Source organism: uncultured Shewanella sp. (genome assembly GCF_947497935.1).
GTDB lineage: Bacteria > Pseudomonadota > Gammaproteobacteria > Enterobacterales > Shewanellaceae > Shewanella.
The window spans coordinates 23,488-49,544 of record NZ_CANMIO010000015.1 but is presented as its reverse complement, the minus strand read 5'-3'; the positions used below and the strand labels follow the sequence as shown (position 1 = coordinate 49,544).

The window sequence follows — 26,057 nt, the reverse complement described above, 5'->3', positions numbered from 1 at the left end:
GCTTATGCTTTAGTAATAAAAGCGTTAGGCGTCTCTCGGTAAGCCCTTCTCAATGCTGCGGATCACCCTTTGGGTTTTGCGGCTTTGAGTTTTATGAATATGCGTAGCTTCTGGCTGCGCATTTTGTTGGGCGAGTTTTAGTTGTTGCTGATTCAGGGCCCAGTCAATATGTTCTATCACCATCTCATCCACCTCATCGGAGAGTTTGCGAGTCTCGAGTGCTGCAATGATCTCTTCGCTGCTAGGGGCATTACCGAGGGCGATAGCAATATTCCTCAGCCACCGAGGGTGGCCGATGCGTCGAATTGGACTGCCTTCGGTGAGCTTTAAAAACTCAGCTTCACTCCATGCAAATAGCTCAAGTAGCCGAGGCTGCTTGAGTGAAGCACGAGTATGGAAGTCGTTTTCCTCGGTTAGAGGCGCCTTAGCGTTAATCGGGCAAACCAGTTGGCAATCATCACAGCCATAGATACGGTTGCCGATAGCCTCCCTAAACTCAACAGGAATTGTCCCTTGCAGCTCAATGGTTAAATAAGAGATACAGCGACTACCATCGACGATATATGGTTCGATAATGGCATTGGTTGGGCAAGACTTGATACAGGCTACACAGGTATTACAGCCTTCGGCCACAGGAATATCGACAGGCAAAGGTAAATCTATTAATAACTCCCCCAAGAAGAACCAGCTGCCAGCATCTTGATTAAGCAATAAACTGTGTTTCCCGGTCCAGCCAAGGCCAGCTTTGTCGGCTAAAGGGCGCTCTAAAATGGGGGCTGAGTCGACGAAAGGGCGAGAGTTAGGTTTATCGACGCCAAGCCGTTTTAATTCGGCTTCAATTCTATCACCCAGTTTCTTGAGGCGATTGCGGATCATCTTGTGATAATCACGTCCACCTGCATAACGAGAGATATAGGCTAAATCGGGGTCTTTAAGATTAAAGGCAAAGCCGGCATCTGGCGGTAAGTAATTCATCCGCGCACTGATCACTCGCACAGTACCTGGATGTAGCTCATAAGCTCGCGCGCGCATCATGCCATGATTAGCCATATAGCCCATGTCGCCGTGATAACCTTTGTCTAACCAAGCTTGAAGTTTTGGCTCTTCGGCACTGAGATCGGTATCGCAAATCCCAATTTGCGCAAAGCCTAACTCTTGGCCCCATTGTTTAATGTTTAGGGCTAACTCGCCAAGTTGAATGGGCGTTAGGGTATCGATAGGGGCAAGTTGTGAAGATATATCGGACATAGGCCTATTATTGGCTAAAAGTATCGGCTTGGTATAACCATTAATGATAGCAGTTATTGGGGATAAATAGGTATCCCCATCTATAGCTCAATTAGCCCATTCGAACTTGGTTACGACCTTCATTCTTAGCTACGTATAAGGCTTGGTCGGCTTTTTTAAGGAGCTGCGACAACTTGCAATCTGTAGTGCTAAGGCTAGCGACTCCAGCACTGATAGTCATGCTAAAGTCTGCAGGGAATGGGCTGAAATCACTATATCTGACGCTATGAACTAAGGCTTGAGCAATCTTAAAAGCCTGCGCTAAATCGGTATCTGGCAGGATAATTAGAAACTCTTCGCCGCCAATACGGGCAGTCTTATTTTGCGTTGCAAGCACTGTGCGGCAAGTATCCGCCAAGAACTTTAAGGCCTTATCGCCGACCTCGTGACCAAACTTGTCGTTAATCAGCTTGAAGTAGTCGACATCAAATGTAATTACTGAAAATGGGCTCTCAGTTCTTTGGGCCTGTTCGAAGCAAGTCTCAGCCTTGGTGAAGATATAACGGCGATTGGGAAGTTGGGTGAGATCATCCGTCAGCGTAAGTGCAGACAAGAGTTTGTTTTTTTTATTTTGTTTATAGGCAAAAACAGAAACTATCAGAATGATAACACCACCTAGAAAGATGATGATCCCTTGCTGTAGTTTATTTTGCTCTAACATGGTCAGCTCTATTTCTCTTAGCCGCTGGTTTTCTATAAGGTGACGGTTTTCTTGTTCAATCTGCTCAGCATTGAAGCGGGTACGCATCTCTGTGGTGTAGCTTGAAAGTTGCTTACTATCGAGTTCTTTATGCAACCTCATATATTCAGAGAGTGCATAATAGGCTTGTTTCCAATCCTCCTCCTTGAGAAAGGCTTGGCTTTCAACTAATTGCAACTGTGCCAATCCACGTATATTCTTCACGCGGCTAAAGGCGGTACGTGCGTAGCTAATACTCTTGTGAGCCAGAGGCAGTTGGTTATCAGCGAGGTAAATTTGTGCGCGAAATAGATGTAAAAAGCTGTAAAATGCTGTATCTGTTGGGAGAATAAACGGCTCGGCTTCATTCAGGTATTGGCGAGCTTGAGATATCTCACCGAGTTTTATCAAGGTGCCAGCGATATTCACTCCAACAGTGGCTTGCTCTAACTCTTTTTTCTTGTCTTTCCAATAGTCATGACTTTCTTTAAGTAACTTCTTTGCGACTTCTAGATTGCCCTGTTCTTCTTCGGCAATGGCGATAGAGACTGATATCGCATTGGCACCATCAAAATTTTTGTTCTTAATATGGTTGTCTTGAAGTCGTTTAAAGTAGCGGATAGCATTCTCGTGTTCGCCTAGGCGGCGATAACTGGTAGCGATATCATATAAGCTGTTATGAGCCCAAACCGGTAGGCTTAAATTTTGATATAAAGCATGAGCTATGAGTAAGTCTTCAAGTCCTTGAGTAAAGTTACCCTGATAAGAGCGCAAGAAGCCACGCATATTTCTGGCATCGGCAACGAGGCGTAAATTCTCTAGTGCATAGGCTTCTTCTATTATCTCGTTATAACCTGTTAGTGCAGCTTCTACGTTGCCATGCTTCTCTGTAAACCAATTTTGGCAAAGCTCTAGATCAAGCTTATGGTTTGGGTATTGAGCTAATTCAGGGTGGGTGAGTGCGCGTTTGACAAATGCTAAGGCTGTTGGAATTTGTTCTTTCTTATAAGGGGTAAATGACCAGCACCATGCCCGCTGTAGGCGCAGAAATCTTGAGGTGTCACTCTTCACAACTAGGCTTTCTAGCTGAGCTAGATGCAGTTGATAGGACTCGGAATTGTTGATGGTACCACTATCAATAATGGCAAAGATTTCATCTGCTTTTTGAGTGTTAGTTTGTGTAGCGAAGCCTAAACTACTCACAGAAAGAGCGCTTACAAAAAGTAGGATTTGTATTAACAAAGAAAGCTTGGGCATTTAATGTCTACTTTGCGTAGAAGTTATTGATATTCTGAATTAATTATACACTATACAGTATAAAGTATGGCAAGCTTTAGTGTTGTTCAATGTCATAGAATAGGACCAAATATAAGTATCTATGGCCGCCTTTGCAGCAGCGTTATAGCGAATGAATAGAGACAAAAATTACGATATGGGTGATGGACCTGCTATATGAGATAGCAGGTCTGATATTGGCGGTAAGGATTTACGCCAGTGATTATTTGTCCTGTTGCAGCCGTAAGATGAAAGTGGCCGAGCTTAAATCATTTTAACTTGGTCCCGGCCTTGTTTTTTGGCTAAATAAAGCGCCTCATCGGCTCGTTTCAGCAGCTGAGAAAGTTTATCGTCAGTATCGCTAAGGCTTGAGACTCCAGCACTTATCGTTATCGAGAACCCTTGAGGGAAAAGGCTAAAGTCAGCATTACGGACCTGGTTGACCAGAACTTGGGCAACCTTAAGGGCTTGCGCCTTATCGGTATTGGGCAGCAGAATGAGAAACTCTTCACCGCCCACTCGCGCAGCTTCATAGTGAGTCCCTAGTACGGCTCTACAGGTATCGGCGAGTAACGTTAAGGTTTTGTCGCCAACTTCATGACCATATCGGTCATTAATGAGTTTGAAATAGTCTGCATCGAAACTAATACAGGATAAAGCCTGCTGATTATTTGTTGCGCACTCAAAATAGCCTTGGGCTTGGGTGTAGATGTAGCGGCGATTAGGCAGTTGAGTAAGTTCATCAGTCAGTGCTAACGCAGACAGTAATTTATTCTTCTGCGACTGCTTATAAGTGAAAATCGATATGATGATAAGGATTATGCTGCCCATAAAGATGATAATCCATTGTTGAACCTTGTTCTGCTCCAGCATCGCTAACTCTAGCTCTTTAAGCTTATGGTTTTCAATTAGATGTCGATTTTCGGCTTCTATCTGCTCGGCATTAAAACGCGTTCGCATCTCGGCGTTGTAACGAGAGAATAGCTTTTTATCCAGTTCCATATGCAGCTCCATATACTTATATAAAGACTCATAGGCTGCTTGCCAGTTATCTTGCATCAGAAAGATTTGGCTCTCGACCAGTTGTACTTGCACTAACCCTCGTAGACTTTTGACTCGTTCAAATGCGGCTCGGGCTAAGGCGATGCTTTTGTGGGCTTGGGAAAACTCCCCAAGCTCTAAGTGAACTTGGGCATAAAACAGCTGCATATAGTTATAGAAGCCTTCCGCAGACGGAGTGATAAAAGGGACCGCCTCATCTAGGTACTGGCGAGCCTGGTTGATTTCTCCTAGTTTGATTAAGGTTCCAACCATGTTCACGGCTACGCCAGCTTTTCTGAACTTCTCACCGTTAGCGTCCCAGTAGTGGTAACTTTCTAAGAAAAGTTTTTTAGCCTGAGCAAAGTTATTGCGCTCTTCTTCTGCAATTGCGATCGATGAGATCACCACATTGGCCTTGTCAAACTGCTTGTTGTCGATGTGGCTCTTATACAATTGGTTGTAATAACGGATAGCGTTTTCTTGATCACCTAAGCGGCGATATATGGTCGCGATTTCATATAGGCTATGCTGCACCCAAACGGTGACATTTAAACTTTTATACAGAGTTTGGGCTGTCATTAAGTCCTCAATCCCTTGGGTATAATTGCCTTGAAAGGAAGTTAAATAGCCGCGCATCATTCGAACGTCAGCCATAAGGCGCAAATTTTCTAACCTGTAGGCTTCAATGACCAGTCGGTTATAATAGGTTAGCGCAGTATCAACATCGCCTTTCTGCTCGGAAAACCAAGCGTAGCAAAGCTCTAAATCCAATTTATCATCGGGGGCGTTAGCTAACTCTGGACGTGTTAAGGCCTGTTTCGCAAATGACAAAGCCTGATCAATTTCAGCATCATCCAGCATGTCATATGACCAGCAGGTGGCTCGAGTTAAGCGTAATTGCCTCGCAAGATCACCTTTAGGCACTAAGGGCACGAGCTCTTCGAGGTATTGCTTTTTCTCAATATTTCCCTCAACGACACCACTGTCGAGCAAGTCGAGTAGCTCATCTGCACGTTGGATATCCGTAGTGGCTGAAGCAGCATGATGGCTAACCGAGCTTATGAGTAAGGCTAGAAGGATGAGCAATAATTGAATTGGCTTGTGCATTTACTTTTATTGTAATTATTAAAGTCTTTTATATTCAGCCGTTAGAATACACGATAAGGATTTTTGTTAACTAAGTTTTTTTATCTGTTGAGTGCTCAAAATCGAATCGCTTTCACAAGTTTTTGCATTTACCACACAGTGCCTGTATAACAACGCCCTTAAATGGCTCATGACACAGGTCACACCAATGAAAAAGCTATTTGCTTGTTTGCTTTTACTGACAAGTTGGACAACTTTCGCCTCATCGGATTTAGAAAAGTCAGGCGATGTATTGCACCTGCTTATTCCTGCCGCTGTGCTGGGTGGCACTCTTATCTATGAAGAGGGTTACGAAGGCGCGTGGCAACTAGCCAAAACTGGCGTGGTTTCTCGCTTAGTGGTCGAAGGCCTTAAATATACGGTCGATAAAGACAGGCCCGATGGCTCTGGGGATGACTCGTTCCCGTCGGGACATACCGCTGACAGTTTTGCCGCTGCAACCTTTGTACAGAAAAGATACGGCTGGCAGTGGGCTATTCCCGCTTACATTGGCGCGGCCTACGTGGGTTACACCCGTGTTGAAAGCGATAAGCATCATGTGGAAGATGTATTAGCTGGCGCCGCCATTGGCATTTTATCAGGGCTATACTTTACCGACCCTTATAAAGGCATCACCATCACACCAATCGTTGGTAACGGTAATTACGGCTTATATGTAAGCGGTAAATTTTAACGTACCAATTGAATTTAGAGAGGTGCTATTTGGCGCCATCTAACTGAAATATTTTTAGATATATTTGTAGAGAGAAAGCAATGACAGAAGTAACCCAGGCTTATAGAGAACGTGCTGAGCAGGTTTCATTAAACGTATGCAACACCGTGATGCCAATGAATGACATTCCTGAGGGATTGTTCGAAGCCTACGCAAACCTTTGCAATGAGCTAATTGAAGACAAAGATCTTAAGTTCAGCGCTGGTTGGGACGCATTGCCAGCCAGTGCCAAGGGCTTATTGCCAAAAGAGGACTTCCACGGTTTCTATATCGCTAACGCATGGTTCCAGCTAAGCCGCGTCGCGCAAGACATCGCAGAGATGGCCGACACTGACGATGAGATCGCCGAGAAAGAGTACAACGGTATCTTCACTCGATTATCAGACGCTTCGCTTAAAGAGAGTGTACGCAAGCTTAAGAAAGCGCGAACTGACCGTTCGATGCTTAACAGCATTAAGGCTGTTATTGCAGGTCAATAGTTTTAACTTTTTGCTATAAAGTTAAGTCAAAAAGGCTATTTCAAGAGGCTATGGGAGTTTTCCCATAGCCTTTTTTGTTTATGTGGAGGTTTATAGCGTAGTTGTCGACTCGGCCGTTTTTACGGGGGGCTCTTGCAGTATTAACGCTTTTAGCTCTGGATCAGAGAGGATTTGTAATAGTTGGTCATGGTAAGCACGTAGTACATTGTTTTGTGGCGATTCGCTACCTTCTTCTTCAATGACATCTCTTTCTTGGGTATTTTTTTGATAAGTTAAGCCGCGAGTCTTATCAAATAAGTAGGTATCAACATCGGTATCAAAGTTAAATGACGATACCCAATTTAAATTGATACTAAAGAACCACTCTTGCAAGTCGAGGACTAAAAGGTGCTGCGATTCTTGCTCGGTTAACGTATGGCTAGCGATTGTTTCTGTCGGTACCGTTTTAAAGTCAGCAGCCTTTACTTGCCACCCTTTTTCAGTCAGTCCTGTGACGATTCGTGTTTGCAGCCATTGGCTTAAGGTTAAAGATTTATCTGTTTTTTCCGTCGCTAAAATTGCATTTACATCCCAATCAACAGGTATGCCAAACGTTGCATGAGCACGTCCAATGAAAGTTTCAGGTTTTCCTTCTTTAACTTTTTTTCGATTATCGATAACACTGATGAGAATAGGCTCTTTGTTTTGATATTCAGGGGTAGGAGTCTGTTCTTGCAAAGCGATAGGCGAAACACAGCCTGATAATGTCAGTAGGGCACATATCACTACGAGTACTTTGTACATTGTAAGTCCTTTTTTAAGTTATTATTTAATCGTTAAACAAAACTGTCCTTTTGTTGACCTGCAACCTACCGTTTTTTGCTTTTAGCTGCAAGTTTACGATTTTCGTCAAGTTAGGGGGGATAGCTAAACAATAATCTTGTTCATGAAAGTTAATTGTTATTTTTATGCTGAGAGTGACAACCAACAATAGTGGTTTCAATTGCCTGCGGCGGGCAGAAGTGTCTGCATTAGATAAGCATAACCCTGGGGGGGCGGCGTTATGGTTAAAGGCTTAGTGAGTTATTGGTTTAGTTTACTCTGCCCCACATATTTTAGAGGTTTTGCCAACTATCAGGCAAAGCCTGATAACAAACCAACTACCAGATAACCCCAAAACCTAAAAACCTAAAAACCTAAAAACAAAAAAGCAGCCAAATATGACTGCTTTTGATTTCAACTTCGTTAGTTAAGGTTCCGAAGCAGAATCTTAGAACGAAGTTCTTTTATAACGTCGATATTCTGCCATCCAGAAGTTATCGTCAATCGCATAGTTCAGCTGCTCTGCGGTAACAGGCTGTGCATGGCCTTCTTCAATTGCCACTCGGGCGACGGCGAAAGCAATGTGCTTACTCACCTTATGAATATCTTCAAGCTTTGGTAGCAGTGAGCCTTCACCGTCTATCGCTAGTGGTGAACACTCTGCAAGTGCGCGGCTCGATGCCATCAACATAGCGTCGCTGACGCGCTTTGCCCCAGAGGCTAATACGCCAAGGCCAATACCTGGGAAGATATAACTGTTATTACACTGGGCAATCTCATAGGTCACATCGTCAACCACCACTGGCTCAAATGGGCTACCAGTTGCTACCAGCGCTTGGCCTTGAGTCCAGTGTAAAATATCTTTTGGCGTGGCTTCAACGCGGCTGGTTGGGTTCGACAGTGGGAACACTATTGGGCGCTTGCAATGGCTGTGCATCGCTTTGATGATCTCTTCGGTAAATAGCCCCGGCGCGCCTGACACACCAACCAATACCGTAGGCTTAGCGTTGTTGACGACATCCAGTAGCGAGATATTGTCGCTGAAGTTATCCCAATTAGCGATATCATCACAGTTTTGCGCTAACTTTTGCTGGAATGGCAGTAGGTTAGGCATATTTGACTGCAACATACCCCAGCGATCCACCATAAACACTTGCTTGCGTGCTTGTACTTCACTGATCCCTTCAGACACCATTTGCGCCACGATTGCTTCGGCAATACCACAACCAGCGGAGCCTGCACCTAAGAAGGTGATGCGCTGTTCGCTAAGCTTGGTTTTTGCGGCCTTACAGGCTGCGAGGAGTGAGCCAACGGTAACCGCTGCAGTGCCTTGGATATCATCATTAAAGCAGCAGTACTGATCTTTATAACGCTCAAGCAGTGGCATAGCATTCTTCTGAGCAAAGTCTTCGAACTGGATCAGTGCATCGGGCCAGCGGCGGTGAACGGCTTGCATAAAGGCTTCAACAAACTCGGTGTATTCTTCGCCGCCAATACGTGGGCTACGCATGCCCATGTACATAGGGTCTTCCAGTAAGTGCGGATTATCTGTGCCCACATCGAGCGTGATCGGTAAGGTGTAAGCTGGACTAATACCACCACAGCTGGTGTATAAGGATAGCTTACCAATCGGGATCCCCATGCCGCCAATGCCTTGGTCGCCTAAACCTAAGATGCGCTCACCGTCGGTGACTACGATGATTTTTACTTTTTGGCGAGTCGAGTTATTGAGAATATCGTCGATACGGTCTTTATTGGCGTAAGAGATAAACAGACCACGGTTACGGCGGTAATCTTTAGAGAAACGTTCACATGCCATACCCACCGTTGGGGTGTAGATAATAGGCATCATCTCGGTGATATGGTTCTGCACCAAACGATAATAGAGGGTCTCGTTGGTGTCTTGAATGTTTCTTAGATAGATATGCTTGTCGAGATCATTACTGAAGTTTTTGTATTGATCGTAAGCGCGAGAGGCTTGCTCTTCGATAGTCTCGATGACATGAGGCAGTAGGCCTTCGAGATTAAAAAATATCCGTTCTTCGTCGGTGAAAGCGCTACCTTTGTTGATTAAAGGCGCTTCAAGAATGGCTGGACCGGCAAAAGGAAGATAGAGCGGGCGTTTATTATCGTCCATTGGAAACCTTTTCTTTGTTTTTGTTAGTTAGGATGACAAGTGATACTAATCACGGAAGATTAACACAAAGCGTGATCTTTGTTAGCGGTTGCGGGTGAATTAGACTGATTTTTTTAGATATGGGAAAAGGGAAGGTCCTAGGAAAGGCTGAGAAAGGTCTTAGGTGCTAGGCCCTTCTTTAATAAAAAAAGCACCGCCATTGGCAGTGCTCGTTTTTATTGTATTACCCGACTGGCTAGATGCTCTATATCGGTTATTACTTCGCGTTTTCTGGACGGTGCTTAAGGGATAAACCCATTAAGAAATTACGTAGCACTTGGTCGCCGCATGGTTTGTAGTGCTTGTGACCTGGCTTTCTAAATAGTGCGCCTAGCTCAGACTTGCTCATGTTGAATTCAGCAAGTTCTAGCGCTTCAATGATATCGTCTTCACGTAACTCAAATGCCACTCTTAACTTCTTGAAGATAAGGTTGTTGGTCAATTGAGATAGTGGCTCAGGTGCTTCAGCGCCTGGCTTTAGGCCACGCTTGTAGATCACTAAACCGTCTAGGAAACGACACATGTTCTTGTCGTTAAGCGGAGCATAACCTTCTTCATGCTCTTTCTTTAGCATGTCGATGATCTGCTCTTGAGTCACTTCGTGCTTAGTCTTAGCAAAAATGCGGATCATCTTTGCGTTACTTAAGTCGAGGATATAGCGAACTTTACGTAAAATATCATTGTTAATCATGAGTTTGATTTCTTCTAACTATGGGACCGCGCGGCTGCGCGATCATCGGGGGATATTATAGCAGAAATTAACCCTTAGATAGCAGCCTCTTAGATGCATTAGTCAGCTAGTTTTTCGGCTGTGGGAATCATTACGCTTTCGACTGCAGAAACCCCTGCTTGATATAGCTTTTCCACTGGGCGGTTTTCAAGTGCAATGAGCTTGCTACGAATACTGCTGCGTATAGCGTCGTGTAAGCCGAATACGCGCTCGCGATTACTGAGATCCCAAGATGTGTTTTCTAAAATCACTAAGCTGACTTTTGACTTTGGGTAGTACGTGGCGAGGCTTACATAGCCAGGTAAGTAACCACTGTGGCTATATTCGACTAACTGCTCATCTCGGCTAATCTGAGTGCCGTAACCATACTCTAATACACCCCACCTGTGGTTTCGGGTGGCTTGAGGGGAGGTCATTAACTTAAGACTCTGCGGACTAATCAAGTTACCACTGTAAAGGGCGTACTGAAATTGGCTATAAGCTTCGACCGAGGCGATCATGCCTCCGAAGGCAACCAATTTCTTATCTATGTTTATGTCGGCTGAAGTGAAGTGAGAGCGGCTTTTCCCATCGGCGTTCAGAGTTAGCTCTTCGGCTTGACCAAGAATCAAGCTTGGATGCTTGGTTTTAATGTTGCTGATCACGCCAGTTTCCGCATATAAGCCATTGAGCTTAGTTTGCTCATTGAGTTGGTTGACGAGTTGATAAACCGGCTTCTGGTAAACCGTTTCGAGTAACTCACCGAGTAGTGCATAACCGTAGTTTGAATATTGAAACTGACTACCGGGTTTATATAGAGGCGCTTCGCCGATATTGACCAGACCCGATGTGTGGCTGAGTAACTGCGACACTGTGACACTAGGGGGAATATAGAGCTTGGCTTCGCTAGCCTGTGTCGGTAGGTAGTGACTCACACTTTGCTCTAGCTCAATTAAGCCTTCATCGACGGCTTTTAGCACTAACGCTGCAGTGACTTGCTTAGAAAGGGATGCGATAACAAAGCTTGAATTGATTTCAACGTCGTTACCAGAGATATAGGTAAATATCGGTTGATTGTCACGCTTGAGCATAATAATGCCGCTAAAGGGGCGCTCATTTTGAGTAATAATCGTTGGCAGTTGTTTGGCAATATCACTGTTGACCATGCGGTTAGCACTGGCTTTATTCGCGGCCCAGAGACAAAGTGCAAGCAGCATAGTGCCTATCAGCGTTTTTGTTATTAGGTGCATCGGGGTGTAGGTGTCCGTATCTGTTATTTTGTTAGCATCCAATAGATAAATAGCGCGGCAAAGCTCACTAAGTAAGTTAAGCCTATCCATGAGAGTACTCTCATAGCGCTACCATACCTGTCTGCTGGCAACAGTGCTGTGCTGATCATCAACTTATAGTTAAGCCAGGCAAAAACCACGGTTGTCATGAAGGCTAGAATCATAACAAATTCCAGCAATGGAAGTAGAGCCCCTTTAAAAAACAATATGATAAATAAACCAAGAGTACTGACGGCTAACATCACAGCATTAAGTCTGCGCTCACAGTCTTGCTGTTTGGTGAGCAGCTGCCAGCCCATATTAAGGGTGCGGCTATAGCCATCGATTACCGTTACTGTGGTGCTGAAGATACATAGAAATGCCACTGCGCCGATAAGGTAGCGGCTTTCGCTGCCCATTACCTGGCTATAAAGGCTGATGAGCTGACCCGCAAATTTAGCTCCTGATGGTGAAAATTGCTCGCCGCTGCCGTACATGACTAAGGTGCCTAGGGCGAGGAAAACGATGGCGAGTAGCGCCGTCATCAGATAGCCGAAGTTAAAATCAAACAGCGCCTGCTGCTTACTCACGGGTGACAACTTTTGCTTTTCGATTAGCCAGAGCGAATTCCAGGCGCTGACCTCAATCGGTGCAGGCATCCAGCCCATCATGGCAACTAAAAAGCCGACATAAGCCCATTGCCAAGGAGAATGGCCGATAAAATCGGGCTGAACAACACTGGGCGCGTTAAAGGCCAAAGCTACGGCAATCAAGGTGGTGAGTGTCAACGCAAGCATGATCACCTTAGTCATCTTATCAAGCAGCGCATAATGGCCGAAGGTGAGTATGGCTAGGCAGGAGAGCAATACCAGAAGTGCGAGTAAGTCGATAGGTAAGGGCACAAACTGGGTTAACATGGCGGCTGTGAGCATAGCGACTCCAGCGGTACTGGCGATGGCGGCGAGTGTGTTGAGCGCGGTAAATACCACAAGATACTTTCGCCCTTGCCTTAAGTAACCTTGCAATAAGTTCTCTCCGGTGGCACTGGTGTAACGTGCCCCTGCGGCGAAAAATGGGTATTTAAGTAAGTTAACCGTCAAAATCACCCAGGCCAGTTGCCAGCCAAACTCTGCGCCAGCGCGAGTCGATGCCACTAAGTGCGAGGCGCCAATTGCCGCCGCGGCCATTAGTAGCCCAGGGCCCATAGCGCTCAGTAGTGTCGATAAATTCATTCGTTGGCTTGATATTGCTGCGCTGTGATCGCTCATCTTGATTGCTTTTCTTATTCTTTTATTAAAATGCCAAAGTGCGGTTTTTTAGCTTTTGCTATTACTTTCAATGCGTTTGAGGGTATCAGATATTTCCTGTAAAAGGCTGATAACGCTAGCATCATTATTTTCATCTTGAGCTGTGTTGGGCTCAATTTGGCTGAGCTTTTCTTTTTGCTCCAGTACTAAGCTTCTAAATTCAGCTGCGTCTATGATGCCCGTTAAGCTAAGTAACGCACCGGTTCCCGATTGGCCTGCAGTTTCAATAGTGAGTTGGTGCAATTTGAAAAAGCGCATTAAGGGCCCTTGGATCAGTGCCATATCGGTGATTTTATCGAGTGGCACGCTATTTTCGGTGCGGGTGAAGATACCTTTACGCACTATGAGCTTTCTATCGGTGAGCTCGGTACTCATGTTGTCAATATAACGACGGGTAAAAATACTGCCGATGGGGAGCCATAGCAGTAGTAGTGGGATCCCAACGACAGATAGCGCGAGAATGATTGCAAAAGGGGTGAGCCAATATTGGCCTAAATTCGCGGCAAATTCGGCATGTTTGATACTGGTTTCTTGATTGCTGTCCATGGTCATTCCCTTGTGTTATTGCTGTTATCTATGTCCTACCCTCTGCATTACTAAAACAAAAATTTGAGCAAAATTAAACCGTAATTTAAATGCGACTTATTTTTAGGCTGATTTATTTTGAAACTGACCTTTTTGATCCTGATTTATTTTGAAACAAAGTGGCGGTTTCAATTGTTAGTTCTTAGCAGTAGCTTAGGGAGTCACCCAATTGATGCAAATTAAGGAACCGTTAGATGATTACACTATATGGGATCCCGCGTAGCCGCTCTTTGAGAGTGTCATGGACCTTAGAAGAGTTAGGGCTCGACTGGCAATATCACTATATTAACTTTGCTAAGGGCGATAGTCGTGACCCAGCATTTTTGGCTGTTAACCCTTGTGGTAAGGTTCCGGCTCTGGTGGATGATGGTTTTGCTGTGACGGAGTCGGCGGCTATCTCACTATATTTGGCTGAGAAGTATGGTCAGGGTAAGTTACTGCCAAAGGCGGGGACGCATGAGTCGGCGCTGCACCATAAGTGGGTAAGCTTTATTACCTGTGAGCTTGAGCAACCGCTGTGGAGCATGGGTAAGCATAAGTTTGCCTTGCCCGAGGAGCAGCGTCTGCCTGCTATGCTATCGGTTGCAAAATGGGAGTTTGACAAGGCCGCGGCAATCGCCGAGAAGTGGTTACCACAGAGTGAGTTTTTGCTTGGCGATGAGCTCAGCGTTGCCGATATATTGCTTGGGCATACCTTGCTGTGGGCGACACGATTTGAGCAAGATATTCCATCCAGGCTGAGCGCTTATCGCGATAGAATCACCGCGCGTCAAGCAATGGTGAATGGACTTGCTAAAGAAGAGGCAGGCGCCGCTTAAGTAGCGCCATTTTAATGCAGGACCTAGGACGCTTTGCTGCGAGGGCGGCTTCGCCCTGCTAGGAAAATCAAAAGCTTGACGGGCTAAAGCCCGACCTACATATTTTAGGTCCTGCCAATGTGCTTTCCGTAAGCGCAGCGTTCTGTAGTGACACAGTCACGTTCTGTAAGGCCGCAGGCAGTTCGGCTGTTACCGTCTTTGCTTTAAAAGAAGGACCTAGGACCTTTCTTTGCCTTTCCTAGAACCTAGATTCTAATATCTTATAACTGAGCTTTAGCCCATTTCGCGCGGTTTTCACGGCTTTCTTTCAAGCCTTCTTTTTCGCGGAATGCTTTGTAAGACTCAAAGTCTAGCGGCACCAGTACCACGTCAACTTCTAGCATAAGTTTGCACTCTTTCTTGATACGGTAAGCTGAAACGTTATAGAGCTCGGCTAATGGCAATGTGCCTAGAAATTCTGGGTTGTACTGAGCGTACAAAGCTTGAGTTGGATATACCACAAAGCTTAGTGTGCGCTTTGGCTCTGATTTGAATAGCTCTTCGATACCATCACAAGTGTTAAGCACCTGCATTTCAATCGCTTCATCAATTTCAAGCAGCTTCTTCTGTACAGGCATATGAGCTGGTTTTTCACCTGCTTCCCAAGCGATAACATCGGCTTCGGTCACTTTACCAATTTCGGCAACTTGGGCCGTGGTTAGCGCCAAAGATAGACGAAGGTACTGCATTTCAATGGCATTTAAACCAAGTTCTTTAGACATCTTGTTTCCTTAAAATAATTTGCTGTGATGGCGTGTGCTTATACTTGTAGTATTAGCTGCGCATCCAGACTTCTTCTGCCCAATCCCAGAAAGATTCCCATGACTCTTCTTCGTCAATTTCGTCATCTTGCCACAGCTGAATTTGACCTTCTTGGCTGATAAAGAAGAAGTTATCGCCTTGCTGACAGATTGGCACATATTCACGTGGTAAGCCGATTGACCAGGCATAGGCAGCCACTTCAGGCAGGTAGGTATGCGAGTTAGGGTCGCTGGCTGTAACAGGCTCTAAACTGCCACAGATGACGTCACTGGCGTAAAGTAGGTATTCTTTGAGCTCCATCGGTAGCGGAATTAGAATTTCTTCTTCCACTTCAACAATTTGTTCAAATGTTGCTAGCTCTAACGGCACAGGTACCGTTTCACTCATCTCTTGTAGTTGCTCAATGATATCGTTCATAAGGTCTTGGGTATATTGGGTGTATAGACTATTGGGGCGGAGTATAACCGCAAATCGGCAGGAAGTGCAGGTTACTGGGGGAATTAAATCACATAGCCTCGACGGGTATTTAGCTTTGCAAATTGGCTCCTCTAACGGGGTTTACTTAGGAGGGCTAATCTCGCGACAAAACTGGTGTGAATGAAATAGAGTAAAGTGACACAAAAAAGGACCCGACTAGGTGGGTCCTTTACATCATTATTTATAGTGTGTTTTAGGCGGCGATGCTGATCTCATTCGCTTGATCGCTGCGTTTATATTTGAGCCACGCCTTATGATAAAGCTTGTGGGATGCCTGGCGCAGCTGAGTGATCTTAGTGGTTTCTATCTCATTCAAGTTACGTTGCTCCTGCATGGCTGAGGCTTGAATCGTTTGTACCTGCTCGTAGACATGATGTTCTACGCCACTTTTTATCTCGGCGATATCGGCAAGGTGTAATTGCACCTCGGCTATCATTTGCGATTCTGGCAGTTTTACCAATAAGTTCAAGTCGCGGTAACCGGACTCTTTTGGGCTGGCGAAGCGGTTCTTTACTTGAATGAGTTCGCAGTCTGATTTTAGTAGGGCAAACGCCTGCATTAAGTTGTGAATATCGTGGCTGACGATACTGGCTCTGACGATATCGGTTAGTTGGCTAGCGTCGTTATCTAATTTGTTTTGCACCTTGGCCTCGGCTCTGTCTCGGCTCTTAATATCGGCTAGAACAGATTGAGTATGAGATTGAGTGGTGATCATATTGAGCAGTTGGGCTAACTCATCTTGTGCGTCAGAGGCTTGGCTATAAAGGGTATCGAGATCGGCGCTGGTCTGCCTAGGCACTTGGTATTGCATGGACTGGATGGCAGTGAGTCCTGCAAGGTTTTTAGGAAGCGCCTTTTTGGCTGCGTAACTACCGTTATTTTTGCTACTGTTCTGCCCATGATCGACATTATGAGCAAAGGCTGTTCGGGTTGATAGTAACAGCAAGAAAATGAAAAACGTCCGCAATATCCGGTTCATAGCAGTCCTTATTTTTGGCTATACCGTAATTTAGCTGGAAAATGCTTAAGCTTTGCTGAATGGCAAATTAACATTTGTTCATAGTGTGAGCTTTAACCACCGAAAAGTAACAATAAACAAAAAGCCGTTGATGAAATGAGACATCAACGGCTTTTTAGGTTTTAACTTTAAAGGAGCTAGGACCCAAGATTTAGATTCTAGGACGCTACGCTTTGAGGACGGGCTGCTTGTGCAGAGAGGTCCTGCTAGGAAAAGCAAAAGCTTGACCTACAACAAACACCGTTTTCCCTGCTTTACCCGTCTCGGCTTTCATCGTCTTTGCCTTTTGCATTTCCTAGGACCTTTCTTGGCATTTCCTAGAACCTAGGACCTAAAGTTTAATTACCAGATTTTAACGCGCTTCTCTGGTGCTATGTACATCGCATCGCCAGGCTTTAAAGCGTATGTGCTGTAGAACTCAGGCATATTAGATAGTGCACCTAGAGCACGGAACTGCGCTGGTGAATGTGGATCGGTCGCGACGCGATTACGCATTGACTCTTCTTTGATTTTTGCACGCCAAATTTGCGTGAAACCAATGAAGAAACGTTGATCGCCCGTTAGTCCGTCGATAACCGGCGCTTCTTTACCGTTTAGAGACTTCTTATAGGCTCGATAGGCGATAGTGACGCCAGATAGGTCACCGATGTTCTCACCCAGAGTCAGTTCACCGTTAACGTTGAGGTCGTCAAATACCGCGTAGTCGTTGTATTGATCGACAAGCGCCTTACCACGGGCGGCAAACTCGGTTAAGTCTTGCTCAGTCCACCAGTCACGCATGTTACCTTCGCCGTCAAACTTTGCGCCTTGATCATCGAAGCCATGACCCATCTCGTGACCGATAACTGCGCCGATACCGCCATAGTTCACTGCATCGTCGGCTGCCATGTTAAAGAATGGTGGCTGCAATATAGCTGCAGGGAACACGATTTCATTCATGGTTGGATTGTAGTAAGCGTTAACGGTTTGTGGCGTCATGTGCCACTCCCACTTACGGATTGGGCTACCGAGTTTCTCAAGTTCTTTTTCGTGGCTTAGCTCGCTTGCGCGTAGGTTGTTACCATATAGATCATCAGATTTAATGGTCAACTTGTCATAGTTTTCCCAGCGATCTGGGTAACCTATCTTAGGATCGAATTTAGCTAGCTTGTCTTTAGCGGCAACTTTAGTGTCTGCGCTCATCCACTCTAGCGATTCAATGCTATCGCCATAGGCACCACGTAGGTTTTCAACCAGAACCTGCATACGCTCTTTGGCTTCAGGTTTAAAGTGACGCTTAACGTACACCTTACCGACCACTTCACCCAGTAGACCGTTTACCGATGATACGCCGCGTTTCCAACGGGGCTGCTGCTCTTGCTGACCATTGAGTGTCTTAGCAAAAAACTCAAAGTTTTCGGTATCAAGCGCTTCGCTTAGGCTGCCAGCTGCATGGGTCAGCACCTGCCACTGCATGTATGTTTTCCAAGCGGCAAGATCGGTATCTTTAATGACTTGGTTTAGGCCTTGAATATAGCTAGGCTGATTGATGATGATATCGGATTGCTTGTCGGCGCCAAGTGCGGCTAGGTAACCGTTCCAGTTAATGTCGGGTGCCAGTGTTGGCAAGTCTTTAACTTGGTACTTGTTGTAAGTCTTAGTGCTGTCGCGGGTCTCGACCACGTCCCAGTGTTGCTTAGCAATCTCAGTTTCAAGCGCTAGAATCGCCTCGGCACTCGCCTTTGGATTGGGTAAGCCTGCTAAGGTGTACATCTTTTCGATGTGTTCAACATAGGCCTTACGGATATTAACGAAACGCTCGTCTTGGTTTAGGTAATAGTCTTTCTCTGGCAGGCTAAGGCCATATTGCCAGATATGCGTGGCATAGCGACTTGAATCTTTGGCATCAACGTTAATGTAAAACGCCATAGGGGTACCACTACCGATAATTTGGCTGCGAGCGAAGTAAGTGACAAGGTCGTCCTTCGACTTAATCGCATCGACTCTTTCAAGCTCACTTTGAATAGGCGTCACGCCCAGTTTGTTTAGGGTGTCAACATCCATAAATGAGTTGTATAGATCGGCAACTTTCTGCTCGTCGCTACCGACTTTTAGGTTTGGCGTCGAGGCGACTTCTTCGATGATAGCCTTTACGTCGTCACGTGACTTTTCACGTAGGTCGTAAAATGCCCCTGTACTGGTGCGGTCGCTCGGAATGGTGGTTTCTTTAACCCAAGTACCATTCACGTAGGAATAGAAATCATCTTGTGGGCGAACTGACTTATCGAAATTGGCAAAGTCGATACCTGAGGTCAGTGCTTTTTCAACGGCAACGGCTGTTTCACTCTTACTTGTGTCAGGCGTATTAACTTCAGTGGGTTCGCTGTTACATGCGCTGAGGCCAACGATAAGGGAAGCACATAAGCCCCCTACGAGTACTTTTTTCATTTTTCTTCCTTAATCTATACCGTCAATTTATTTTGCTTTTGAATCAAGCGAGTTATTGTTTTATTTTCAAATAGCGTATCCATGCATCAAGTTAATGCTGACTATGACTACTTGCTAGGTCAAACGAATTACATTGAGTTACTTATGTTAAGTTTTTTGGTATGTATTGAACAAGTCTAAGGCGTAAACTTATCGGGATATTTAAGTGGTCATGTGTAAGAAAAGGTTTCCTTAACTAAAAAATGAGTCACTTTTAGTTAAAAATAACCTCAACTATAAGGTTTTTATGACCTTGGCAGGATTGCCTGCTACCACTTGTCTAGCGCCAACATCTTTAGTGACCACTGAGCCAGCACTAATAACAGCTTCATCGCCAATAGTGACACCGGGTAAAATGATTGCGCCACCTGCTATCCAAACTCGGTTACCGATTGTCACTGCTTTGGCGGTTTCTATGCCGCGACAACGTTCAGAGGCATCAAGAGGGTGACTTGCTGTGTATATTTGCACATTGGGCCCAAGCATAGTTTGTGACCCAATGCTAATTGGCGCATTGTCATGCAAAGTGCAGTTAGCATTAATAAAGGCTTTGTCAGCTAACTTGATATTGATGCCGTAACTCACATTAAAAGGCTGCACAATTACGGCCGTTTTGGCGACATGAGGTAACAACTCATAATCGATTTGGCCGTTGATATTCATGTGTTGGTTGCGCACTTGTTGCTGATGCCAGAATTGATTGAGTTGTGGATCTAGGCATTGATAGTGGCTGCCTGAGATCATTTTGGAAAATTCATCAATTTGCTGCGCTTTGGTTTCTAATGCACTTTTTGACAGTTGTTCTGTACTAGGTGATTGATTCATATCGTATCTCTACAAAAACTCGCAATAACGATACGCTTGAGGTTGCTGCTTGTTCAAGCAAAACTTTGCCCTTTGGCGGCGCTGGCCTCATAATGTCGGCCATTATGGTTATATCAGCTGAGTTTTTACTGTGCGTTTAGATAAATTTATTTGTGAGTCAACTTCACACTCTCGCGTTTCTGCCAAGAAAGCCTTACATCGTGGCGATGTCACTTGCAATGGAGAAGTCGTTAAAAACTCGGGCTTTAAGGTAACCGATGAGCATGAGATCCGCCTTGAGGGCGAAGTGTTAACCATCATTGGTCCGCGCTTTATCATGCTAAACAAGCCAGTTGATACCATCTGTTCAACCATTGATGAAGAGTATCAATCGGTCATTAGCTTATTGGATGTGATTCGTCCTGAAGACTTACATATTGCTGGTCGTTTAGATGCTGATACCACAGGCTTAGTGTTAATCACTACAGATGGTCAGTGGTCGCATAAAATTACCTCGCCAAAGAAAGAGTGCGGTAAGCGCTATCTATTAGAAACCGCTGAGCCATTAAGCGAAGAGCTAGTACAGCAATTTGCCGTTGGTGTGCAGCTTAATAACGAAGATGGCCTGACCAAACCAGCAGAGCTTGAGATTTTAGGCCCTAACCAAGCACGTTTAACTATTACCGAAGGTAAGTACCACCAAGTTAAGCGCATGCTTGCAGCCGTTGGTAACAAGGTCACTAAGCTTCACCGTGAGAGTGTTGGCGCTATCGAACTCGATCCAAGTCTTGAGTTGGGTGAGTGGCGCTATTTAACTGATGTCGAAATTAAATCGGTGAAATAAGTCTTTGTCAGTCAGTGTAAGTTCATTCAGTTAAATAAAGCCTGTTTTAACTCTTGAGATTGAGTGATTCATTCAAGGCAAAAAAAGGGCCCTCATATGAGGGCCCAAAAACAAGGTTAAAAGTTGTGAAAACAATTGGAGCGATTATTTAACCTCAATGCTCGTTAAAGCGTTTGGTCTTACTGCAGCTTTAGTTGCGCTTTCTGCGACCAGCTGCAATCAAACCTAGTAGTGCAAGACCTAAGAAGCCTAAGCTACCACCGCTTGAATCATCAGTTTCTTCAACATCTGGAGTTTCTTCCGCTGGTGGCGGAGTCGGCTCAGAGCCATCTGAGTTAACCGTGAGTGTGAAGCTAGTTTGCACTGCATCATTAGGGAAGGCTAAGTCATGGGCCGTAACGGTTACCGTGGTATCGCCATGCCAATCCGCTTCAGGAGTCAGCGTCACCATGTTGCCTTCAACTGTTGCAGTCACATGCTCTGCAGACACTTGAATGCCGTTGGCCGTGCTCTCTTTATCCTGAACCATCACTTCAAAGCTGATGCTTTCATTCTCATCAACATTCATGTCATTTAAGGCACCAATCGCAAGATTTGAAGGCACTTTCAGTACTGATGTTGTGGTGATGCTGTCGCTGCCTGTGTAGTCACTGTCTACAGAGATCTGTAGATCTTGACCAACACCCGCCGCGGCAACACGTGCAGAGAATGATAGGTCAATAGCCGATTGCTCTGGGCCAAAGTAATTAGCACAAACCACTAGGCCTTCAGAGACCTTCTCATCAACGTCGTTGAATGCATAGCCGTCACCTGTGTAGCCATAAGCTGGGCCGAAGGTACCTCGAGGACCATGGAAACCATGCAGGCCAATTGAACCTAGATGCGACTTCTTACCAGTAAACTTATCGTAAGCGAAGATAAATTCATGTTCACCTGCAGAGAAGTTCAACTCAGTTGATGCAATAAGCTCGAAGCTATAACGTGCATCGTAGTCAGGATCAAAGTTAACACCGAAGGCAAACTCTTGGCGCATATTGTCCCACTCGACAATGAGGTAGCGACCATCGGTTGTCGATGCTAGCGATACACCATCGTAAGCTTCAGTATCCATATCGAAGCCAGGTAGCATAAATCCATCACCACGCCAAAGCGGAGCAATCACAGTATCTGGGAAGAACTGCTCATCCATTGGGAAGTGCAGAGGCCAGAATAGCGGCATACTATCAAGCTGAATGAAACCAGCTGGTGAGATAGTCAGTGTGTCCTTCTCCATGTAGTCTGGATTGTTGTTGTAAAGTGGGATCCTATCGACACCAAAGATGCTTAATGGCACGGTAATGGTCTGATTCGCGCGGCCACCAATGGCAAATTCAGGCTCGATGTAGGCTTCGCCATACAAGTCTAGGTAGTAAGGGTTTGAACCAACAGGAACGCGACAAGTCATGTCGTCTTCACTGCTAGTAAACTGATACTCACGTGCCTGTGCATTACTGGCTTGCTGCATGGTAGCAAGACTGATTTGATTGCCTTCAACGGTCAACGCATCGGCTAAGTCTTGGTTGCTGCTGCTTGCCGTGACTGAGTCGCTAATCAACTGTAAACCTTCAGGCAGGTTCAGCTGCATGTTCACATCACGCTCTAGGCCAACCATGTTAGGTGCCATCTGAACATTCACTTGAACAATATCACCCTCTTTAGCTTGCTGCTGGCTGGTGTTAATCATCACATCGTCACCAGCATGAACTAAATTGAGCGCCATTTTGCCAAGGTTACCCACGTTGTCTGCGCTATTACCGACTTCAACCAAGCCATAGAAACGATCGCCTTTTGCGGCGTCTGCTAGAGACCAGTTCATCGCTAAGTTGTATGGCTCTAAACCGTTAGTGGTTTGTGGACCTGTAACGCTTAGGTTGCCACTATCTACACTTGGGATCACTGCTAAGCTGGTGGTGATAGTATCTAGAGTATCTTCTTCATCACTCCAAGGGCGTTTGAAGTTACCTAGCATCGCCCAATAACGGCCTGGCATAGGATTGTTAATGGCACAGTAGTCTTGCACATCGGTAAATGAGTAACAGATCGCCTCGTCATACCATTCAACTAGACCATTTTCATTAAGGTCCATACCGATATCGAGCGATGACGCTGCCGCTTTATCTTCTGATACCTGCTCCCAAACAATACGAGCTGTGCCTTCTGGTACGTCAAAGAAGTGCACCTTGATCCCAGGATTGTCTAGCATGGTTTCAGGATCTTCGAAGTCGACATAGGCCGCGCTTAGCTGGCTTTCAACCACATCACCGGCAGTTAGGCCGTGAACTTTAACATTGAGTTCTGCAATCTCTTTTGTCATTAGCTCAGGCGTCAACAAGGTACCGTTATCACGGTGGATAAGACCCGATACGATTTCTGGAAGATTCGAACCGCTAAAGCTTGCAATAACGGGTAGGTACTGGTTCGGCACAGCTTTATCTGCAGGTGTTAGATTAACCTTACCAAACAGATCGAGGTTCGCTGAGCTGGCGTTAACCGAAGTCACATCCAGTACCTTGGCGGTTACCATGATGCTCTGGGTTTCACCCGCTTTAACCGTAAAGGTCTTTGGATAAACATCTAGCTCTAAGAACGGCGCACCGTCCATGTCTAGTACTTCAGAATCAACAGTCCACTCACCATCTTGTGTTGCGGTAAAGGTACGCATCCAAGTACAAGTGCTTTGACACTCAGCATTGACTAGATAAGGTACGTTAAGCGCTGACACATCTCCGCCTTCCATTGGGTTAGCTGCGCGGTAGTTGTCACCATTTTCATCCATGACTAGGCCAGCTTTTACTGCTCTAGCCACATTGATAACACCACTACCCATTTGATGGAAGTTGGCCGTTTCAAGTGTCGGTGGATAATCATTGTTATAGGCTTTGCCTGATTGTGCGGTCATCATCAATGCTGACTGGATCATCGCTGGCGTCCACTGAGGGTGTGCCTGTGTTAGCAAGGCCAGTGCACCCGCTACATGGGGACCTGACATTGAGGTACCGCTGATTGCAACATAATCGCTTGGTGCAGGGTACAGGCTAAATGGCATTTCATCTGAGTAGGCCGCAAAAACATCGACACCCGGTGCTGATACGTTAGGCACCATAGTATTTGGGTTAGTGGTACTTGGTCCACGAGATGAGAAGTTCGCTAAGATATCGGCTTCACGTTCTGTGGTAGTGATTTCAGACGCGTAGATACTTAGCTGAGGCGCAGCCTCTGAATCAGCTACCCAGTCCACAAGTGCATTACCCGATGCCATATCTATGTGCATGCCTGGGATTGGGAATGGGTTTAAGTTAAGGCTATTACCGCCTCGACCATCATCCCAAGAGATAGCGTTATAAAGGATTACGCCACCTGCGCCACCTTCGGCAACGTTAACGCCTTTTTGTACACGGGCAATATCACCACGCTTACATAGGACAATATCGTCACTTTCAAAGGTACCTTCTGCAAATGGCTCTAAACACAGTTCATCGCCAAAATCTGCAGCATCGACTAAGTTACCGGTAAAGTCACCTGTGATCCCGTAACCTTCGATATCCTCAGGCGCATTGGCACCCACATAGTCACTAATGCGACCCGCAACAGGCTCAATTTGACGGCCGTGAGTACTTGCAGCAACAGAGGTTAACCAAGGTGATACGTGGTCAATATAAGATGGACCATATTGGCCCCAGTTACCTGCCGAGGCTGCAACGGAGATCCCTGCTTCACGTGCCGATAGGAATGCCATTTCAATAGCATCGTACCAAGGCAAGCTTTCAAGACCACCAATAGAGAAGTTAATCACGTCTACGCCATCAACAATCGCATCTTCAATTGCGGCTACCAGCGCATCACCTGGACAGCCACCATAGGTCTCACCAAATGAGCCACCGCCAGGGTAACAGACTTGGTAAGCAATAATGTTGGCACGAGGTGCAACCCCTGAGATCTCTGGGAAGACTAATGGTGTATCAAAACCATCAGACTTCTCTGTCATTCCAGCTAATTGGAAGGCAATGTCGTGCAGGACGTTACCCGCTACTGTTCCCGCAGTGTGTGAGCCGTGTCCGTTGTAATCTTCACCTGTTGGCGCACGTTTGTAGTCAACTTCCCACTCAGGGAGATCTGGCTGGAATACTGGGTCTTTAAAGGTATCGGTGATGATGTCGTAAGAGCGTACGCCAATCAGTTTGCTGTTACACATGTTTGGGTATTCAACACAATCACCGACGAAATTACCTTCGCCGAGTGGATTGCTATGAACGTAACCATCGCCAGCCACTGCCGCAAATGATGCGTGATCTGAGTTAATACCGGTATCGATGATACCGGCAACGATGCCTTCACCGCGCATCTCTACGCCGTCGGGAACACCGCTACCTTGCCAAACCATATCGGCCCCAATGTGCTTAGGACCAACATCGGTAAACAGCTTGTATTCTTTAGCGCGAGTCACCGCCTTAATACCTGGCATTTCGGCAACTTTAGCCGCTTCATGCTGACTCAAGGTCATGGTCATACCGTTTAGGGCGACATTAAAGCGGCGTTTGATTTCAGCCCTAGGTGCTAGCGCTTTGATTTTACTTGCTGTTAAATCTTGAGTTTCAGTCAGGAAATTGCGGTAATTTTTTACCGCTTGGCTTTTAACGTCGAGGGTGCCGAAGCGCTCGCTGCTACGCATCGATGGCTGCTGACTACGTGGCGAGGTCGCAGCAAAGTCAGGACGTTCACCTTGATATAGTGCAATTGGTGCATCCATCAACTGAATGATGTAAGTATGCTCGCCTTCAACTTCATCTTCCCACACAAACGGCGCTTTATGGCTACTCCCTTTTGCTGCACGGTGCACGTTCATACCGACTTGGCCAGGGCGATTTGCTTGATTGACACCAGGGTGTTTTGGCTTGTTTTTATATTGTTCGATTTGCTCTGGTGTAAGCTTTATGCCAATCAGTTCACTATTGCCACCATTGGTAGTGTCTATGGATAGAGGATTCGCGACTAGCGTCCCTAACCCAGTAGCATATAACGCAGCCATCGTAACTACGCTAATTTTCTTGAGTTTCATGGTCCATTCCTTGTTGTCTATTGTTGCGATAATGTTAATTTCGCGTTGTATTTTTTACGGCAGTGAGCTGTCTTCAGCTAATGCGTAATGCGTATACCTCGATACGCTTGTTGTATATGCTCACCCTAGCTAAAGGTACTTACCGCTTGTGTAGTAAGGGCTTGGCTTGTCTATTTCTCAACAGGATTTAAATGCTGGTGGATACAAGTTGTAACAGCGGCTTACTTGTTGATTATTTTTAACACCAGTATGTTGTCGTCATGTTAATT

The 26,057-nt window shown here is 45.7% G+C and carries 19 protein-coding genes; 4 read left to right on the top strand and 15 right to left on the bottom strand.

What is annotated here, in order from left to right:
• Positions 1-24: 24 nt before the first annotated feature.
• From queG to Q1A86_RS15820, 3 genes are all read right to left on the bottom strand, one after another.
• Complete coding sequence (gene queG, locus Q1A86_RS15830) at positions 25-1,248, bottom strand: tRNA epoxyqueuosine(34) reductase QueG (RefSeq protein WP_299808421.1); 1,224 nt, start codon at positions 1,246-1,248, stop codon at positions 25-27.
• Between the two features lie 91 nt (positions 1,249-1,339).
• On the bottom strand, positions 1,340-3,169 hold the full coding sequence (locus Q1A86_RS15825; RefSeq protein WP_299808418.1) for a diguanylate cyclase: 1,830 nt from the start codon (positions 3,167-3,169) through the stop codon (positions 1,340-1,342).
• 336 nt (positions 3,170-3,505) lie between these two features.
• Positions 3,506-5,389 carry a GGDEF domain-containing protein gene (locus tag Q1A86_RS15820; protein WP_299808415.1) on the bottom strand — a complete coding sequence of 628 codons (1,884 nt, stop codon included), beginning with the start codon at positions 5,387-5,389 and terminating at the stop codon, positions 3,506-3,508.
• A 187-nt stretch (positions 5,390-5,576) separates the two neighbouring features.
• Here Q1A86_RS15820 and Q1A86_RS15815 point away from each other — a divergent pair, with 187 nt between their 5' ends.
• Complete coding sequence (locus tag Q1A86_RS15815; protein ID WP_299808412.1) at positions 5,577-6,101, top strand: phosphatase PAP2 family protein; 525 nt, start codon at positions 5,577-5,579, stop codon at positions 6,099-6,101.
• Positions 6,102-6,181: 80 nt separating this feature from the next.
• Positions 6,182-6,619 (top strand): DUF3069 domain-containing protein, encoded by a 438-nt coding sequence (locus Q1A86_RS15810; RefSeq protein WP_299808409.1) that lies wholly within the window; start codon positions 6,182-6,184, stop codon positions 6,617-6,619.
• 90 nt (positions 6,620-6,709) lie between these two features.
• On the opposite strand, the gene Q1A86_RS15805 is transcribed toward Q1A86_RS15810, so the two are convergent.
• The 6 genes from Q1A86_RS15805 to Q1A86_RS15780 form a co-directional block, all read right to left on the bottom strand.
• Positions 6,710-7,402, bottom strand: coding sequence for a hypothetical protein (locus tag Q1A86_RS15805; RefSeq protein WP_299808407.1), 693 nt, complete (start codon positions 7,400-7,402; stop codon positions 6,710-6,712).
• 466 nt (positions 7,403-7,868) lie between these two features.
• Entirely contained in the window at positions 7,869-9,557 is a 1,689-nt protein-coding gene (locus tag Q1A86_RS15800; RefSeq protein WP_299808404.1) for an NAD-dependent malic enzyme, read from the bottom strand.
• Between the two features lie 256 nt (positions 9,558-9,813).
• On the bottom strand, positions 9,814-10,287 hold the full coding sequence (locus Q1A86_RS15795; protein WP_299808401.1) for a DUF1456 family protein: 474 nt from the start codon (positions 10,285-10,287) through the stop codon (positions 9,814-9,816).
• A gap of 98 nt (positions 10,288-10,385) precedes the next feature.
• The gene (locus Q1A86_RS15790; RefSeq protein WP_299808398.1) at positions 10,386-11,555 is read right to left on the bottom strand and encodes a serine hydrolase; all 1,170 of its coding nucleotides are present in this window, start codon (positions 11,553-11,555) and stop codon (positions 10,386-10,388) included.
• Positions 11,556-11,578: 23 nt separating this feature from the next.
• Positions 11,579-12,841 carry an Nramp family divalent metal transporter gene (locus Q1A86_RS15785; protein ID WP_299808395.1) on the bottom strand — a complete coding sequence of 421 codons (1,263 nt, stop codon included), beginning with the start codon at positions 12,839-12,841 and terminating at the stop codon, positions 11,579-11,581.
• 48 nt (positions 12,842-12,889) lie between these two features.
• Complete coding sequence (locus Q1A86_RS15780; protein ID WP_299808392.1) at positions 12,890-13,426, bottom strand: PH domain-containing protein; 537 nt, start codon at positions 13,424-13,426, stop codon at positions 12,890-12,892.
• 233 nt (positions 13,427-13,659) lie between these two features.
• Between Q1A86_RS15780 and Q1A86_RS15775 the strand changes: the two genes are divergently transcribed.
• A complete protein-coding gene (locus Q1A86_RS15775) occupies positions 13,660-14,283 on the top strand; it encodes a glutathione S-transferase family protein (RefSeq protein WP_299808389.1) in 624 nt (207 codons plus the stop codon).
• Positions 14,284-14,543: 260 nt separating this feature from the next.
• Here Q1A86_RS15775 and Q1A86_RS15770 read toward each other — a convergent pair whose 3' ends face one another.
• The 5 genes from Q1A86_RS15770 to Q1A86_RS15750 all read right to left on the bottom strand — a co-directional run bounded on the left by Q1A86_RS15770 (position 14,544) and on the right by Q1A86_RS15750 (position 19,807).
• Positions 14,544-15,044, bottom strand: a complete 501-nt coding sequence (locus tag Q1A86_RS15770) for a DUF4447 family protein (RefSeq protein ID WP_299808387.1) — start codon at positions 15,042-15,044, stop codon at positions 14,544-14,546.
• A gap of 52 nt (positions 15,045-15,096) precedes the next feature.
• Entirely contained in the window at positions 15,097-15,501 is a 405-nt protein-coding gene (locus tag Q1A86_RS15765; RefSeq protein ID WP_220758558.1) for an SMI1/KNR4 family protein, read from the bottom strand.
• A 253-nt stretch (positions 15,502-15,754) separates the two neighbouring features.
• Positions 15,755-16,540 carry a RelA/SpoT domain-containing protein gene (locus Q1A86_RS15760; RefSeq protein ID WP_299808382.1) on the bottom strand — a complete coding sequence of 262 codons (786 nt, stop codon included), beginning with the start codon at positions 16,538-16,540 and terminating at the stop codon, positions 15,755-15,757.
• Between the two features lie 381 nt (positions 16,541-16,921).
• Positions 16,922-19,006, bottom strand: coding sequence for a M13-type metalloendopeptidase (locus Q1A86_RS15755; RefSeq protein WP_299808379.1), 2,085 nt, complete (start codon positions 19,004-19,006; stop codon positions 16,922-16,924).
• 273 nt (positions 19,007-19,279) lie between these two features.
• Complete coding sequence (locus Q1A86_RS15750) at positions 19,280-19,807, bottom strand: sugar O-acetyltransferase (RefSeq protein ID WP_299808563.1); 528 nt, start codon at positions 19,805-19,807, stop codon at positions 19,280-19,282.
• 193 nt (positions 19,808-20,000) lie between these two features.
• Between Q1A86_RS15750 and rsuA the strand changes: the two genes are divergently transcribed.
• Positions 20,001-20,693: a 16S rRNA pseudouridine(516) synthase RsuA gene (rsuA, locus tag Q1A86_RS15745; protein WP_299808376.1), complete on the top strand. Its 693-nt coding sequence runs from the start codon at positions 20,001-20,003 to the stop codon at positions 20,691-20,693.
• Positions 20,694-20,883: 190 nt separating this feature from the next.
• On the opposite strand, the gene Q1A86_RS15740 is transcribed toward rsuA, so the two are convergent.
• Positions 20,884-25,788, bottom strand: coding sequence for a S8 family serine peptidase (locus Q1A86_RS15740; protein WP_299808374.1), 4,905 nt, complete (start codon positions 25,786-25,788; stop codon positions 20,884-20,886).
• Between the last annotated feature and the right edge of the window lie 269 nt (positions 25,789-26,057).